Raw genomic sequence first — 15696 nt, forward strand, 5'->3', positions numbered from 1 at the left:
GTGTATCGAAAAATTCAATCCCAGGAGAGCGCACCACCCGACTGGTACTCGATCACGCGGGTTTCGAAAAAGTTGCGCTCTTTCTTCAGGTCAATCATTTCGCTCATCCAGGGGAACGGGTTTTCCTCGTTCGGGAAGAGCGTTTCGAGGCCGATCTGCTGCGCGCGCCGATTGGCGATGTAGCGCAGGTAGCCCTTGAACATGGAGGCGTTCATGCCGAGCACGCCGCGCGGCATGGTGTCTTCGGCGTATTTGTATTCGAGCTCGACGGCCTTCATGAAGAGGTCCTTGATCTCGGCTTTGAACTCTGCGGTCCACAGGCCGGGATTCTCGAGCTTGAGCTGGTTGATCAGGTCGATGCCGAAATTGCAGTGCATCGACTCGTCGCGCAGGATGTACTGGTACTGCTCGGCGGCGCCGGTCATCTTGTTCTGGCGGCCCAGCGCAAGAATCTGCGTGAAGCCGACGTAGAAGAAGAGGCCTTCCATCAGGCAGGCGAACACGATGAGCGACTTGAGCAGCGTCTGGTCGGTCTCGTGCGTGCCGGTCTTGAAGTGCGGGTCGCTGATGGCGTCGATGAACGGGATCAGGAACTGGTCCTTCTCGCGGATCGATGCCACTTCGTTGTAGGCGTTGAAGATCTCGCTCTCGTCCAGGCCGAGCGACTCGACGATGTACTGGTACGCGTGCGTGTGGATCGCTTCCTCGAAGGCCTGGCGCAGCAGGAACTGGCGGCACTCGGGGGCCGTGATGTGGCGGTAGGTGCCCAGCACGATGTTGTTGGCGGCCAGCGAATCGGCGGTCACGAAGAAGCCGAGGTTGCGCTTGATGATGCGGCGCTCGTCGTCGGTCAGGCCGTTCGGGTCTTTCCACAACGCGATGTCGCGCGTCATGTTCACTTCCTGCGGCATCCAGTGGTTGGCGCAGGTGGCGAGGTACTTTTCCCAGGCCCACTTGTACTTGAACGGCACCAGCTGATTGACGTCGGTCTGGCCGTTGATGATGCGCTTGTCGGAAGCCTTGACGCGCTGCGCTGCAGGCGCGGCCACCGATGCGGTGGCAGTGGCGGGTTGTGCAAGCGACGAAGTCGGAGCGGCGACCGCGCGACCTGCGGAAGAACCGCTGGTCGATGCGTGGTGCTGCTGCAATCCTTGTTGCATATCCTTTGGTAAGGAGGGCTTGACTTCTTCGTCCCAGGTCAACATAGAAAAATCCAATGCGCAATTATCGGAGCAACGATGTGAGTTGCAAAGTGCTCGTTCACATCGTGCGCCATTTATGGGGTTGTTATGTTGCTCGCATGCATCGCGCGACGTCAGTCAATGCCTTGATTGATTGAACGTCGCGCGCTTTTCAGTTCTGCGAGCACCTCGCTGATCGATCGAAGCGTCTTCTTCTTTGACGCTTCACTTGCACATCACTGGCAGGCTTCGCAGGTCGGATCGTCGACACCGCAGAACGCGATGTCGGTGGCGGGCATTGCGCTCATCTGTGCCTTCGCTGCAGCAGCGGCGGCTTCGAGTGCGCTCATGCCCGAGGGTGCGTCGTTGCCCGACGACACCGCGTTGAGACGGCCCGATTGCACCGTCGACTTTTCAGCGTGCGTCGCGCTCTGCGTGCGCAGGTAGTACGTGGTCTTCAGGCCGCGCAGCCATGCGAGCTTGTAGGTGTCGTCGAGCTTCTTGCCCGAGGCGCCGGCCATGTAGATGTTCAGCGACTGCGCCTGGTCGATCCACTTCTGGCGACGCGAGGCGGCTTCGACGAGCCACGTGGTTTCCACTTCGAACGCGGTGGCGTACAGCGCCTTCACGTCTTGCGGCACGCGGTCGATGGGACGCAGCGAACCGTCGAAGTGCTTCAGGTCCATGACCATCACGTCGTCCCACAGGCCCAGGCGCTTCAGGTCGCGCACCAGGTAGTGGTTGATCACGGTGAACTCGCCCGACAGGTTCGACTTGACCGACAGGTTGCCGAAGCAGGGTTCGATTGAAGCGTCGACGCCGATGATGTTCGAGATGGTCGCGGTCGGAGCGATGGCCACGCAGTTCGAATTGCGCATGCCCTGGCTCTTGATCTTCTGGCGCAGTGCGTCCCAGTCGAGCGTGGACGAGCGGTCCACTTCGACGTAGCCGCCGCGGGCCTTCTCGAGCAGGTCGAGCGTGTCGATCGGCAGGATGCCCTTGTCCCACAGCGAGCCCTTGTAGCTCGAGTACTTGCCGCGTTCGCGCGCCAGGTCGGCCGATGCCGAGTACGCGTGGTAGCAGATGGCTTCCATCGACTCGTCGGCGAACTGCACGGCTTCTTGCGAGGCGTAGGGAATGCGCAGTTCGTACAGCGCGTCCTGGAAGCCCATCAGGCCCAGGCCGACCGGACGGTGGCGCAGGTTGGAGTCGCGCGCCTTCTTCACGGCGTAGTAGTTGATGTCGATCACGTTGTCGAGCATGCGCATCGCCGTGGAGATCGTCTTCTGGAGCTTGACCTGGTCGACCTTGCCGTCCTTCAGATGCTGCAGCAGGTTCACCGAACCCAGGTTGCAGACGGCGGTTTCGGTGTCGCTGGTGTTCAGCGTGATCTCGGTGCACAGGTTCGACGAGTGAACCACGCCGGCGTGCTGCTGCGGCGAGCGCACGTTGCAGGCGTCCTTGAACGTGATCCAGGGATGGCCGGTCTCGAACAGCATCGTGAGCATCTTGCGCCACAGGTCCGACGCCTGGAGCGTGCGGGCGGGCTTGATCTCGCCGCGGGCGGCCTTTTCTTCGTAGGCGACGTAGGCCTTTTCGAAGTCGGCGCCGAACAGGTCGTGCAGGTCAGGCACGTTGGAGGGCGAGAACAGCGTCCAGGTGCCCTTTTCCATCACGCGGCGCATGAAGAGGTCGGGGATCCAGTTGGCGGTGTTCATGTCGTGCGTGCGGCGGCGGTCGTCGCCGGTGTTCTTGCGCAGCTCCAGGAACTCCTCGATGTCGAGGTGCCAGGTTTCCAGGTAGGTGCAGACGGCGCCCTTGCGCTTGCCGCCCTGGTTCACGGCCACGGCCGTGTCGTTCACCACCTTCAGGAACGGCACGACGCCTTGCGATTCGCCGTTGGTGCCCTTGATGTGGCTGCCCAGTGCGCGCACGCGGGTCCAGTCGTTGCCCAGGCCGCCGGCGAACTTCGACAGCAGCGCGTTTTCCTTGATCGACTCGTAGATGCCGTCCAGATCGTCGGGCACGGTGGTCAGGTAGCAGCTGGACAGCTGCGAGCGCAGCGTGCCGGCGTTGAACAGCGTGGGCGTGCTCGACATGAAGTCGAAGGACGACAGCACTTCGTAGAACTCGATGGCGCGCGCTTCGCGGTCGATTTCGTTCAGCGACAGGCCCATGGCCACGCGCATGAAGAACGCCTGCGGCAGCTCGATGCGCGACTTGCGCACGTGCAGGAAGTAGCGGTCGTACAGCGTCTGCAGGCCGAGGTAGTCGAACTGGTTGTCGCGCTCGGCCTTCAGGGCGGCGCCCAGGCGGGGCAGGTCGTACTGCAGCAGCTTCTCGTCGAGCAGTTCGTTGTCCACGCCCTTCTTGATGAACTGCGGGAAGTAGTCGGCGTAGGCGGTGGCACGGTCGGCCGGCATCACTTCGCGGCCGATGATCTCCTTGAAGATCGTGTGCAGCAGCAGGCGCGCGGTGGCGAAGGTGTAGTCGGGGTCTTTTTCGATCAGCGTGCGGGCCGCCAGGATCGAGGCCTTGTAGACCTCGTCGAGCGGCACGCCGTCGTACAGGTTGCGCATCGTCTCGGCCTGGATCGGCGCGGCGGTGATGCTGTCGCCCAGGTTTTCGCAGGCCGATTCGATCAGGCCCTTGAGCTCGTTCAGGTCGAGCGCCACGCGCTCGCCGTTGTCGAGCACATGCAGCACCGGCGCGGCGGGCAGGTCTTGCTCGACTTGCTTGGAGCGCTCCTGCGTGCGGCGTTCGCGGTACAGCACGTAGGCACGTGCGATTTCATGGTGGCCGCCGCGCATCAGGCCGAGCTCGACCTGGTCTTGCACGTCTTCGATGTGGAAGGTGCCGCCGCCCGGACGCGAACGCACCATGGCGCGGATCACGCCTTGCGTGAGCACGTCGACCGTCTCGCGCACGCTGGCCGAGGCCGCGCCCTGGGTGCCGTGCACGGCCAGGAAGGCCTTCATCATCGCGATGGCGATCTTGTTCGGTTCGAAGGGAACCACGGCGCCGTTGCGGCGAATGATCTGGTAGTGGGCGAGGTTCTGACCGGTGGGCGAGCCCGCAGTGTCTTGTTGCTGCTGCGGCGTCGCGGGGACGGCGCGGGGGGTCGACGGGGTGTTCAGTGCAGTTTGCATTCGCTTCCTCTCGGTTGTGCAATTCTTGTTGGTTGGCAAGGCCTCGCGGGCCTTGCGTCGGCGTTGTTGCCGAACGGGAAGACACTATATCTAGGGTGTCGGTGCCCCACAAGCCACTACAGGTAGTGTTTTCTTGTAAATGCAACTCGGCAGGAATTGCGCAGGACTCAGCGCATCACCAGCGATGCCGCATGAATACTGGACCATGGTGGCGCAACCCACGCTGGGCGCGGCTTGCAAGACGATTTGGGCCTGCAGGCCGCATGGTTGCTGTGCTGCGCGCTTGCACTCATCGAATTGCTGCGCTGCGAGAGCGCCGCATCACGAGGCGCCACGCGATTGAAAAAATTAGCGCGCCACCACCTGCTCGGGAAACATTTGTGGACTCCAGCCGAGCTGTTCGCGCAGCACGCGCCAGTCGAAACCGGCGCCGGGGTCTTGCTTGCGACCGGGCGCGATGTGCTCGTGGCCGGCGATGTGGGCGATGGCGTAGTGCTGCGCGAGCGCCGCGCAGAGGCTGGCCAGCGTTTCGTACTGCCCCTCTTCGAAGCGCTCGCCCTCGAGGCCTTCGAGCTCGATGCCGACCGAGTCGTCGTTGCAGTTGCTGCGTCCACGCCACGACGACACGCCGGCGTGCCAGGCGCGGTCGTCGCAGCTCACGAACTGCCACAGCTCGCCGTTGCGCCGCACATAGAAATGCGACGACACCTCGAGCCCGCGGATCGACTGGAAGTACGGGTGCGCGTCCCAGTCGAGCTGGTTGGTGAAGAGCTGCTGCACCGCGTTGCCGCCGTACGCGCCGGGCGGCAGGCTGATCGAGTGCAGCACGATCAGGTCGGTCTGCGCGCCGATGGGGCGCGGGCCGAAGTTGGGCGAGGGCAGGGCCTTGGCGAAGCGGTACCAGCCGGCGCGCCAGAGTCCGTCGTCGCCGGCCGGTGGGGTGACGAGGTCGTCAGTCGTCGGCATGCGCGGTGGCACCGTCGTCGCCGTTGGGCGTGGAGATGCCCAGGCGCGCGATGCGGTAGCGAATCTGTCGCAGGCTCATGCCGAGCCGCGCGGCGGCGGCCGTGCGGTTGAAGCCGCTTTCGTGCAGCGCGCGCACGAGGATCTCGCGCTCCTGCTGGTCGAGCCAGGCTTGCAGATCGGAAGGCAGCGGTGGCGGTGCGGGTTTGGGTTCGACGGCCGGTGCCGGTGCGGGCGCAGCAACCGCGGCGGTCGCCGCCTCGGTCGGCACGGCGGCAGTTTCGCTGCGGGGCGCCGCCGGCATCGTGCCCATCAGGTCGATCTGCAGCTCGTCGCCGTCGTTCAGCGCCACGGCGCGGTGCAGCAGGTTCTCGAGCTCGCGCACGTTGCCGTCGAGCGGGTGCTGGGCCAGGCGCTGCAGCAGCGCGTCGGACAGGCGCGGCGCCGGCAGGCCGCCGTCTTGCGCGATGCGCGCGAGCAGCGCGGTGCACAGCGCGGGCAGGTCTTCGCGGCGCTCGCGCAGCGCGGGCACCGCGATCTCGATCACGTTGAGCCGGTAGAACAGGTCTTGCCGGAAGCGGCCGGCCAGCACTTCGGCGTGCAAATCTTTGTGGGTGGCGCTCACGATGCGCACGTCGACCGCGTCTTCCTGCGTCGAGCCGATGGCGCGCACGCTGCGTTCCTGAATGGCGCGCAGCAGCTTCGACTGCATGGCCAGCGGCAGGTCGCCGATCTCGTCGAGGAACAGCGTGCCGTCGCGCGCCGCCTGGAAGTAGCCGTCGCGGTCTTGCGACGAGCCGGTGTACGAGCCCTTCTTGGCGCCGAAGAATTCGGCCTCGAGCAGGTTCTCGGGAATCGCGCCGCAGTTCACCGCGACGAAGGGGCCGTCGCTGCGCTGGCTGCAGCCGTGCACGGCGCGCGCGACCAGCTCCTTGCCAGTGCCCGACTCGCCGCGCACCAGCACCGGCGCCATGCCGCGCGCCACCTTGGCGATGCGCGACTTCACGAGGCGCATCGGGTCGGAGTCGCCGACCAGCCGGTCGAGCGCGGTGGCGCCGCTGCGCGTCACGGACAGCGCATCGGGGCGTTCGCCGCCGTGGCTTGCGGCTTGCGGCGCAGGCTTCTGCGGCACGACCACCGCGGCGCGGTTGGCCTGCACGGCCGACGCCACCACGGCGCGGAACTGCTTCAGGTCGACCGGCTTCGTGAGGTAGTCGAAGGCGCCGGCCTTCAGCGCCTCGACCGCGTTCTCGGCCGAGCCGTAGGCGGTCATGACCACGCACCGCTCGCTGCGCTGGTCTTTCTGGATGCGATGGATGATCTCCATGCCTTCGCCGTCGGGCAGCCGCATGTCGGTGATCACGGCGTCGAAGCGGCCGGCTTCGAGGTGCTGCCAGGCTTCGGACACGCTGCCTGCGGCTTCCACCCGGTAGCCTTCGCGCAGCAGCGTGAGTTCGTAGAGCGTGCGCAAGTCGGGCTCGTCGTCGATGACGAGGATCTGCGCGGGGCGCGAGGCGGCGGCGGAGGGCGGGAGGGAGCTCACGGCCGCTATTGTGTCAGCCGGTTTTCGCTCGGGGCGAAGCTGACGAAGAATTCATTGCCCTCGGGGCCACCCGGCACCAGCGCCCGCCGTTCGTAGCCGATGGTGGCGCCGTGGCGCCGGCACAGCTCGCGGCACAGGAACAGGCCCAGGCCGCTGGAGCGGCTCTCGGACGAGAAGAAGGGTTCGAACAGATGGCGCTGCACCGCCGGTTCCAGCGGCGCGCCGTCGCTCCACACCAGCAACGCGGCGCGCTGCACGCCAGCTCGCTGCAAAGTGGTGATGACCTGGATCGCACCCTCGCGCTGGCTCGCGTAACGCGCCGCGTTGTCCAGCAGGTTCACCAGCAGGCGGCGCAGGTGCTCGGCCTCGAAGCGCACCTCGCTGCCCGGCGCGTCGAGCGCCACGCGCACGCCCTTGCGCTGCGTCTGGCGCACCCATTCCTCGGCCAGGATCTGCGCGGCCGGGTCGAGCACCAGCTGTTCGCCGAGCGAGAGCACGCGCTGCTGGCGCGCGCGCGAGACGTCGAGCACGTCGTCCACGATGCGCGCCAGGCGCTGCGCGTTGTGCTGCACCATGTCGGTCAGCTTGCGGTGCGCCGGGTCGGTCAGGTCTTCGCTGAGCAGCGCGCTGGCCTGCGCGATGGCGGCCAGCGGGTTGCGGATTTCATGCGCCACCGCGGCAGACATGCGGCCCATGGCGGCAAGCTTTTCGGTGCGGATGCGGGCTTCGAGTTCGCGCAGGTCCTGCAGGAACATCACGCACAGGCTGTCGGCGCGGCGGTCGTCGGTGGGCGTGAGCCGGGTGCGCACGCGCACCTCGCGCGCCGCGCCGCGGGCCTGCGCCACCGGAATTTCTTCGGTCTGCGGCGCGCGCCGCGCGAAGGTCTGGCGCGCCAGCGCGGCCAGCGCATGCCAGGCCGGCTGGGCGTGCAGCGGGAACGGCAGTTGCAACTGCGCCAGGCCTTGGCCGAGGATCGCGTCGGCCGCCGGGTTGGCGGTGTGCACCAGGCCCTCGGCGTCGATCACCAGCACGCCTTCGGTGAGCGTCTCGATCACCAGGTCGTTGACCTGTGCCTGCATCTGCGCGTGGCTGCGGCTGCGTTGCGCCACCGCCTCTTCGCGCGCCAGCCGGCGGGCCAGCTCGTGCGCGAGCAGCGCCACCACGAACAGGCCGGTGCCGGTGAGAGCGGCCTGCACGAAGCGGGCCGACGGGTCGCCGGGTTGCTGCAGCCAGTGCCAGCCGGCGTCGGCCAGCAGCAACAGCGTCACGGTGGCCGTGGTGCCCAGGCCGACGAGCAGCGTGCCGAGCACCGCGCTCATCAGTACGGGTAGCGCGAACAGCGGCGTGTAATTGACGCTACCGCCCTGCAGCACCTGCAAGGCGCTGAAGATGCCCAGGTCGACCCCGATGGTCAGCAGCCAGAGCGTCGAGAAGCCGCGGATCGGCGGCTCGAAGTGCGCGTAGCGCATCTCCAGCCAGGCCAGCACGAGGTAGCCGCCCGACAGCACGATCGGCAGCGGCTGCACGGCCTGCCCGATGGCGAAGGCCACGCCCTGCAGCAGCACCAGCACCACCGCCACGAAACAGCGCGCCGCCATGAAGCCGCGCCACAGCCGCAGCAGTGCCGTGCTGTCGCCGGCGCCCAGGTCGAGCACGTCCCAGTCGGTGGCCGGTTCGCCGCGCGACCGGCGCAACGAACTCATGCGGCGGTGCCGGCCTGGCGATGCGCGGCGCTGCAGTAGACCGCGCCGTCCGGCCCGGCGAGCGCGTCGGCCGCGGGCAGGTGCAGCCCGCAATGGGCGCAGCGCACCATCGCCTGCGGCGGGCCGACGGCCGGCGTGCGCTGTTGCGCCTTCTTGGCGCGTTCCTGTTGCGCGTCGCGCATCTCTTCGCGCCGGTTCTTGCGCCAGAGCCAGATCGCGACCCACACCACCGCGAGGACGAGCAGGTACTTCATGCGGGCAGGCGTGTCAGCACGACTTCGAGCACGAAGCGCGAGCCCACGTAGGCCAGCAGCAGCAGCGCCGCGCCCGCGTAGAGCACGCGCCGCGCGGTGCGCCCGCGCCAGCCGAAGCGCGCGCGGCCGGTCAGCAGGACCGCGAAGCTGAGCCAAGCGAGCACCGAGAAGATGGTCTTGTGGTCCCACTTCCAGGCGCGGCCGGCGGCGCCGTAGAGCTGTTCGCTGAACAGTAGGCCGGCCAGCAGCGTGGCCGAGAGCAGCACGAAGCCCGCCGTGACGAAGCGGAAAGTGAGCCGTTCGAGCGTGAGCAGCGGCACGCCGGCCTGTGCGTCGGCACTGGCGAGGCGGATCTGCTTTTCGGCCCGCGTGATCAGCCAGGCGTGCACCACGGCGGCGCCGAACAGGCCGTACGAGGCGATGCCCAGTGCCAGGTGCAGCGGCAGCCAGGGCGAGGCGCTGACATGCAGCGGCGTGCCCGGGAACAGCAGCGCCAGCAGCACCGCCGCCGCGCCCAGCCAGGCCAGCGCGCGGCGTGCCTTCAGTTGCGGGTACAGGCGGCTTTCGACCGCATAGACCGTGAGCACCAGCCACGCCGTGACCGACAGCGCCGGTGCAAAACCGAAGCGAGGGTCGCCGCCGATCAGCCCGTGGCCCAGCACTGCAGCGTGCAGCAGCCATGCGATGCCGAGCGCCCATTGGGTGGTCTGGCGGCTGAGCCGCGCACCGGCGGCAGCGGCAAAACCGTAGGCTGCCGCGGTGGCGATGCCCAGCGCCACGCCGAGTGGAGAGGGGATCGCTAAAATCATCGGTGGAGTGTATAGGCTCGCCCCGAGGCTTCGCGCACGCCGTGTCGCTTCGCCCACCCCCTGCCGGGGGCAACGCCCGCGGTCCGGCACAGCCGGTTGCGCGGGGTTCCACGACAGAGCGAGCCCGCGTACCGCTTCCAGGTTTTCACGACTTTCCATCGGTCCGCTGCCGCGGACAACAAGGTATTTCCTTCATGGCCACCGCCCTCACCGAAAAGTTCTCCCGCCTCGTCAAGACGATGAGCGGCCAGGCCCGCATCACCGAAAGCAACGTGCAGGACATGCTGCGCGAGGTGCGCATGGCGCTGCTGGAGGCCGACGTGGCGCTGCCCGTGGTGCGCGACTTCGTCGCCCGCGTGAAAGACAAGGCGCTCGGCCAGGAAGTGCTGGGCTCGCTCAAGCCGGGCCAGGCGCTGGTCGGCATCGTCAACCGCGAACTCGCCGCCACCATGGGCGAGGGCGTGTCGGACATCAACCTCGCGGCCCAGCCGCCCGCCGTGATCCTCATGGCCGGCCTGCAGGGCGCCGGCAAGACCACCACCACCGCCAAGCTGGCCAAGCACCTGATCGAGAAGCGCAAGAAGAAGGTGCTCACCGTGTCGGGCGACGTGTACCGTCCGGCCGCCATCGAGCAGCTCAAGACCGTGACCAAGCAGGCCGGCGCCGAGTGGTTCCCGAGCACGCCCGACCAGAAGCCGCTGGACATCGCACGCGCCGCGCTCGACCACGCCAAGCGCCACTACTTCGACGTGCTGCTGGTCGACACGGCCGGCCGCCTCGCGATCGACGAAGTGCTCATGACCGAAATCAAGCAGCTGCACGCGGCGCTCGATCCGGTCGAAACCCTGTTCGTGGTCGATGCCATGCAGGGCCAGGACGCGATCAACACCGCCAAGGCCTTCAAGGAAGCGCTGCCCCTCACCGGCATCATCCTGACCAAGACCGACGGCGATTCGCGCGGCGGTGCGGCGCTGTCGGTGCGCCAGGTCACGGGCGTGCCGATCAAGTTCGCCGGCACCAGCGAGAAGATCGACGGCCTCGAGGTGTTCGACGCCGAGCGCCATGCGGGCCGCATCCTCGGCATGGGCGACATCGTCGCGCTGGTCGAGCAGGTCACGGCCGGCGTCGACGTCGAAGCGGCGCAGAAGCTCGCGGCCAAGGTCAAGAGCGGCGCGGGCTTCGACCTCAACGACTTCCTCGGCCAGCTGCAGCAGATGAAGCAGATGGGCGGCCTCTCCAGCCTGATGGACAAGCTGCCGCAGCAGATGGCCGCCAAGGCCAGCGAGGCTGACATGACGCGTGCCGAGCGCGACATCCGCCGCAAGGAAGGGATCATCCAGAGCATGACCCCGCTGGAGCGCCGCAAGCCCGAGCTGCTGAAAGCCACGCGCAAGCGCCGCATCGCGGCCGGCGCCGGCGTGCAGGTTCAGGAAGTGAACCGCCTGCTCAACGAGTTCGAGCAGATGCAGGGAATGATGAAGAAGATGAAGGGCGGCGGCCTCATGAAGATGATGAAGAAGATGGGCGGCATGAAGGGCATGGGCGGAATGTCCGGCATGGGCGGAGGCGGCGGCAAGCTGCCGTTCTGAGCCCCCTACATATATAGAGACAGTCACACAGAAGCCCGCCGGGGATGCCCCGGCGGGCTTTGTCGTTTTCAGGTCTGCATGTCGTAGACCGTGGCGTGCGCTTCGACGGGCGCGGGCAACTCCCAGCGGTGCAGCATCCGTTCGATGCCCGCGTTCGAGAGCGTCGTGTCGCGCGCGCGGTTGCGGCGCATCAGCTCCGCGTGCGGCACCTCCAGGTACACCAGTTCGGTCTGCGCGTGGTACGCCCAGAGCAGGTCCAGCGTCTTGGTGCGCATCTGCTGGCTCAGGTGCGTGGCGTTCCAGACGAAGCGCTCCTGCTTGCGCAGCAGCGCCTTGGCCTGGTCGACCGCGTGGTGCGCGGCGAGCCCGTCGTTCTCGCCGTGCTTGAGGCCCAGTTCGGCGCGCGCATCGTCGAAGGACACGACCGGCCAGCCCTTGCGGTGCAGCGCCACCCAGTGGTTCTTGCCGCTCGCGGGCAGGCCGCACATCACCGTGACCTGCGAGCCCGGCGTCTGGAACAGCGGGTAGTCGGGGCTGGTGTCGGCGCCGCGGAAGTAGGCCAGGCGCGTGTGCGCATCGGCCATTTTTCGCGGGCCTTCCCAGCAGCCTTCTTCCTGCGCCAGCTGCTCGAAGAGTGCGATGTCGGCCAGGCTGTCCGCTCGCTTCTCGTAGTGGCGCCCCACCATGTCGCAGCGCGCCACGCAGCACAGGTCGGGCAGGCTCAGCTCCCACGAGAGCTTGTGCACCAGCCACTCGGGCCGCACGCCCTTGCGCGAGGCGAAGGCGTGGAACGGCACCTGGTGCACGGCGATGATCCGGCAGACCGCCTCGCGCAATGCGAACGGCACGCGGGCCTTCCACATCAGCACGCGCACGTCGACCGATCCGCGACGCGAATGGCCGGGCTGGCCGATGCGGCCGCTGGCCTCGTCGATCACCGTGGTGTCGGGCTTGGCGATGTCGTGCAGCAGACAGGCCATGAACAGCACGAAGCGGCCGCCGGCGTCGGCGCGTTGGTAGTGCACGTCGGCCAGGAGCGCGTCGAGCACCATGCGCGTGTGGATGCCGACATTGCCTTCGGCGTGGTAGTACGGGTCCTGTGGCGTTTCTTCCAGGCGCAGCAAGGCCGGCAGCAGTTCGCAGCACTGCGCCCAGTCGTAGTCCTGTGAAGACTTCGGGACGAGTGCGCGCAAATCGTCGTAGGTCATCGCGGCCTCCTTGTAGTTGTTGCCAGCTCGGCTGGGTCGCGCAGCGTGCGCAGCCCCAGGTCTTGCCAGTTCAATTGCGGTGTCGGCGCGTAGAGGTCCACACCCGGCGCCAGTTGGTTCGGCAGCACGGGTCGGCGACTGTGGTGCGAGCCCGAGTCGAGGATGGTCTGCACGAAGTCGGGTCGCACCCACTTGTAGCGGCCGGTCACCTGCCCGACCGATTCGGTCTTGAGGTACAGGCCCTCGGCCAGATCAGACAGGTCGGTTTGCTGCCGCACGAGGTCGAGCGGTTGGCCTTCGTGCGCCACCGCCTGCTCGAAGGCCGGCTTCCAGTCGGCACTGCGCGCGAGCGACGGCTGCACCAGCGTGCGCAGAGCCTTCGCGCTGCGCGGCATTTCGCCCTCGTACAGCACGGGCACCGACAGCACGGGGCCGTCGGCCAGCAGCGCATGCCGCGCGGGCGTCGACAGGAAACACTGCGCCTGCCGGTCGTAGAGGTCGAACTCCAGAAAGAACGCCGGCAGCCGGTCGTACCAGCAGCTGTGCTTGGCAAAGCACCACTCGCCGTACATCACGTAGCGGTCTTCGAGCCGTTCGAGCAGCGCCGCTTCATGTGCCGCGGCCCAGTGCTTGAACAGGTTGAACTGCCGTTCGCCCGCGCCGCCGGCCAGGTAATGGCCGCGCGATTGCAGCAGCAGCTCGCCCGCCGAGGTGAACGACACGGCCGCGTTGGCGCCATCGAGTTTTTCCTCGATGACCACCTGCTGGCCGTGCAGTGCGGACAACGGCGTCTGGCCGTCGTCGGTGTCGCCGGCCTGCAGGCGCGAGCCTTCCAGGTGCGCAGTACGCGGGTACTTGAGCAGCGGGATCGACGAAAGAGAAAGAGAAGAGAGAGGGAACACGTTGGTCTCCAGATGCAAATCAGGAAGAACCGACAACGTGCGGGAGCGAAGCTGGAAGAGAGATCGACTCGGCGGCCGGAGCGGGGCCGTGCCTGGTCAGTGGGGGAACGCAGCTTGGCGCCCGACATGACCAGCGAGTGGTGTTGTCGGCGTCAGAGAGTGATGACGGCGAATCGGGGCACTTGGCGCTCCAGGGGATCGAAGAGATCCGTGGGTGGATAAAAAAGGAAGGCGCGATTCTAGTGTGGTGTCCCGCAAATAGCTGCGCGATTTCATCTGCGCAGCTATTTGCGGGACACCACACTGACCACGCGCCATGAAAAAAGCCGACCCTGAGGTCGGCTTCTTGTGAGTGCTGTGTCTTCAGCGCATCAGGCGGTTGCCAGTGCCGGGCGCGCCAGGCGCAGCGCATGCATCCATGCACGACGCAGCACGGCGGGCGAACGCGATTCCTCGGGAATCAGCAGGAAGCCGCGGTCGCGCAGCGTGGTGCCCAGCGCGATCTGGCTGGTCAGCACGGTCAGCGGAATCGCCAGCAGCAGCGGCAGGCCGACAGGCATGAGCCAGATCAGTGCGCTCGGGTCGATCATGGCGACACCGATGGCGAGCATGGCGATCACCAGCGTCATGGGGGCCAGCTGGGTTGCAGCGACCTTCCACGGCACGGCGTTGGCTTCACGCGGGGGCGACTTCCAGTCGAGCTTGATGCCGGTGAGGGCGACGAGCACGAACAGCGAGTGGGCCAGCATGCGCACCGGGGCCTGCACGATGGCCAGGCCGGCTTCGAGCACCGAGCTCTTCACCAGGCCCCACACACCACCGTACTGGCGTTGCTCACCGCGCATCAGCACGGCGGCGATGCCCAGCACGCGCGGCAGGAACAGCAGGCACAGGGTCCAGACCCAGAGGCCGGCCAGCTCGGCGGGCAGCACGCTCCAGCTCGACACGAGGCTCGAGCCGCTCAGCCACAGGGCGGTGCCCAGCGTCAGGAACGCGAGCCACAGCGGGGCCGAGGCATACGCCATGGTGCCGGTCACGAACATCGCGCGGTGCACCGGGTGGATGCCGGGTTCGGCCATCAGGCGGGCGTTCTGCAGGTTGCCCTGGCACCAGCGGCGGTCGCGTTGCAGCTCGGCCAGCAGGTCCGGCGGTTGTTGCTCGTAGCTGCCGACCAGGTCGGACACCAGCCACACGTGGTAGCCGGCGCGGCGCATCAGCGCGGCTTCGACGAAGTCGTGCGACATGATGCCGCCCGACATGCCGCCGGTGCCCTTGATGGGGGCCAGCGCGCAATGCTTCATGAAGGCTTCGACGCGGATGATCGCGTTGTGGCCCCAGTAGTGCGACTCGCCGAGCTGCCAGAACTGCATGCCCAGCGTGAACAGGCGACCCGTCACGCGCGAAGCGAACTGCTGTGCGCGGGCGTGCAGCGTGACGTGGCCGATGGCCTGCGTCGCGGTCTGGATGATGCCGGCGGTGGGGTTGGCTTCCATCAGCTTGACCATCGAGGACAGGCAGTCGCCGCTCATGACCGAGTCGGCGTCGAGCACGACCATGTAGCGGTAGTCCTTGCCCCAGCGGCGGCAGAAGTCGGCCACGTTGCCGGCCTTGCGGTGGGTGCGGCGGGTGCGCAGGCGGTAGTACACCTCGACCTGCGGCTGGTTCGGGCTTTCGGCCAGGGCGGCGCGAAGGTCTTCCCAGGCAGCGCGCTCGGCGGCGGCGGTCTCGGGGTTGTAGCTGTCGGACAGCACGAACACGTCGAACTGCTTGGCGTGGCCCGTGGTGGCCACCGATTCGCAGGTGGCGCGCAGGCCGGCGAACACCGTGGCCACGTCCTCGTTGCAGATCGGCATGATGATCGCGGTGCGTGCCTCGGGGTTCATCGGGTGGTGGGCCACCTGTTTCGCCGAGAGGGCGTGCTTGTCACCGCGCACGGAGACATAGAAGCCCATGAGCGCGGTCACGAAGCCGGTGACGACCCAGCCCGACAGCAGGCCGTACAGGCCGATCTGGCCGTATTCGAGCCAGACGTTGTCGTAGTCGGGTTGCACGCTGGCGAACAGCGACGACGCGATCACGGTGCTCAGCAGCGTGAGCAGCATGAAGGCGAGGCGGCGCTGGCCGGCGGCGCGTTCCCAGGCCTGCGGAGCCGGGGTGGCTTGCTTGGCGGCGGGGGCGCTGTCGGCATTGCGGCCGGCGCCCAGGCGCACGAGCATGGCGGTGCCCAGGCTGTTCCAGAAACCGCGCCAGGGGCGTGGTGCCATGGAGCCGCGGTTCACCGGCGGTGCCGTGACGGCGTTGGGGTGGCGTTCCTCGCGCAGCGCGCTGCGGCGCGCGATGTCGGATTCGGCGAGGACGTTGAGGTGGGAGAAGTCGTTCGGCTTCATCGTTTCAT

At 67.3% G+C, this 15696-nt stretch carries 11 protein-coding genes; 1 reads left to right on the forward strand and 10 read right to left on the reverse strand.

The genetic code is table 11. From position 1 onward, the window contains the following. Positions 1-14: 14 nt before the first annotated feature. From IG196_RS03175 to IG196_RS03205, 7 genes are all read right to left on the reverse strand, one after another. The gene (locus IG196_RS03175; RefSeq protein WP_192194996.1) at positions 15-1205 is read right to left on the reverse strand and encodes a ribonucleotide-diphosphate reductase subunit beta; all 1191 of its coding nucleotides are present in this window, start codon (positions 1203-1205) and stop codon (positions 15-17) included. A 212-nt stretch (positions 1206-1417) separates the two neighbouring features. Next, entirely contained in the window at positions 1418-4330 is a 2913-nt protein-coding gene (locus IG196_RS03180; RefSeq protein ID WP_101491172.1) for a ribonucleoside-diphosphate reductase subunit alpha, read from the reverse strand. Between the two features lie 348 nt (positions 4331-4678). Beyond that, positions 4679-5296: a 1,6-anhydro-N-acetylmuramyl-L-alanine amidase AmpD gene (gene ampD / locus IG196_RS03185; protein ID WP_192194997.1), complete on the reverse strand. Its 618-nt coding sequence runs from the start codon at positions 5294-5296 to the stop codon at positions 4679-4681. After that, positions 5283-6836, reverse strand: coding sequence for a sigma-54-dependent transcriptional regulator (locus IG196_RS03190; RefSeq protein ID WP_192194998.1), 1554 nt, complete (start codon positions 6834-6836; stop codon positions 5283-5285). The genes ampD and IG196_RS03190 overlap by 14 nt, the downstream gene beginning before the upstream one ends. 5 nt (positions 6837-6841) lie before the next feature. Then, positions 6842-8539 carry a two-component system sensor histidine kinase NtrB gene (locus IG196_RS03195; protein WP_192194999.1) on the reverse strand — a complete coding sequence of 566 codons (1698 nt, stop codon included), beginning with the start codon at positions 8537-8539 and terminating at the stop codon, positions 6842-6844. After that, positions 8536-8793 (reverse strand): PP0621 family protein, encoded by a 258-nt coding sequence (locus IG196_RS03200; protein ID WP_192195000.1) that lies wholly within the window; start codon positions 8791-8793, stop codon positions 8536-8538. The genes IG196_RS03195 and IG196_RS03200 overlap by 4 nt, the downstream gene beginning before the upstream one ends. Then, positions 8790-9602, reverse strand: coding sequence for an inner membrane protein YpjD (locus IG196_RS03205; protein WP_056575582.1), 813 nt, complete (start codon positions 9600-9602; stop codon positions 8790-8792). The genes IG196_RS03200 and IG196_RS03205 overlap by 4 nt, the downstream gene beginning before the upstream one ends. 194 nt (positions 9603-9796) lie before the next feature. Here IG196_RS03205 and ffh point away from each other — a divergent pair, with 194 nt between their 5' ends. Further along, positions 9797-11191 carry a signal recognition particle protein gene (gene ffh / locus IG196_RS03210; RefSeq protein ID WP_192195001.1) on the forward strand — a complete coding sequence of 465 codons (1395 nt, stop codon included), beginning with the start codon at positions 9797-9799 and terminating at the stop codon, positions 11189-11191. 68 nt (positions 11192-11259) lie between these two features. On the opposite strand, the gene IG196_RS03215 is transcribed toward ffh, so the two are convergent. The 3 genes from IG196_RS03215 to mdoH all read right to left on the reverse strand — a co-directional run bounded on the left by IG196_RS03215 (position 11260) and on the right by mdoH (position 15688). Next, positions 11260-12399, reverse strand: a complete 1140-nt coding sequence (locus IG196_RS03215) for an AAA family ATPase (protein ID WP_192195002.1) — start codon at positions 12397-12399, stop codon at positions 11260-11262. Further along, a complete protein-coding gene (locus tag IG196_RS03220) occupies positions 12396-13301 on the reverse strand; it encodes an RNA ligase family protein (RefSeq protein ID WP_192195003.1) in 906 nt (301 codons plus the stop codon). Before IG196_RS03220 ends, IG196_RS03215 begins: the two co-directional genes overlap by 4 nt. 371 nt (positions 13302-13672) lie before the next feature. Continuing rightward, positions 13673-15688, reverse strand: coding sequence for a glucans biosynthesis glucosyltransferase MdoH (gene mdoH, locus IG196_RS03225; protein WP_192195004.1), 2016 nt, complete (start codon positions 15686-15688; stop codon positions 13673-13675). Between the last annotated feature and the right edge of the window lie 8 nt (positions 15689-15696).

The organism is Variovorax sp. 38R (assembly GCF_014843395.1).
Lineage (GTDB): Bacteria > Pseudomonadota > Gammaproteobacteria > Burkholderiales > Burkholderiaceae_C > Variovorax > Variovorax paradoxus_H.

Excerpts from the sequence above, each read along its gene's own strand:
- ffh (WP_192195001.1), top strand. The coding sequence starts at position 9,797 with ATGGCCACCGCCCTCACCGAAAAGTTCTCCCGCCTCGTCAAGACGATG.
- ampD (WP_192194997.1), bottom strand. The coding sequence starts at position 5,296 with ATGCCGACGACTGACGACCTCGTCACCCCACCGGCCGGCGACGACGGA.
- IG196_RS03205 (WP_056575582.1), bottom strand. The coding sequence starts at position 9,602 with ATGATTTTAGCGATCCCCTCTCCACTCGGCGTGGCGCTGGGCATCGCC.
- IG196_RS03180 (WP_101491172.1), bottom strand. The coding sequence starts at position 4,330 with ATGCAAACTGCACTGAACACCCCGTCGACCCCCCGCGCCGTCCCCGCG.
- IG196_RS03195 (WP_192194999.1), bottom strand. The coding sequence starts at position 8,539 with ATGAGTTCGTTGCGCCGGTCGCGCGGCGAACCGGCCACCGACTGGGAC.
- mdoH (WP_192195004.1), bottom strand. The coding sequence starts at position 15,688 with ATGAAGCCGAACGACTTCTCCCACCTCAACGTCCTCGCCGAATCCGAC.
- IG196_RS03215 (WP_192195002.1), bottom strand. The coding sequence starts at position 12,399 with ATGACCTACGACGATTTGCGCGCACTCGTCCCGAAGTCTTCACAGGAC.
- IG196_RS03200 (WP_192195000.1), bottom strand. The coding sequence starts at position 8,793 with ATGAAGTACCTGCTCGTCCTCGCGGTGGTGTGGGTCGCGATCTGGCTC.
- IG196_RS03175 (WP_192194996.1), bottom strand. The coding sequence starts at position 1,205 with ATGTTGACCTGGGACGAAGAAGTCAAGCCCTCCTTACCAAAGGATATG.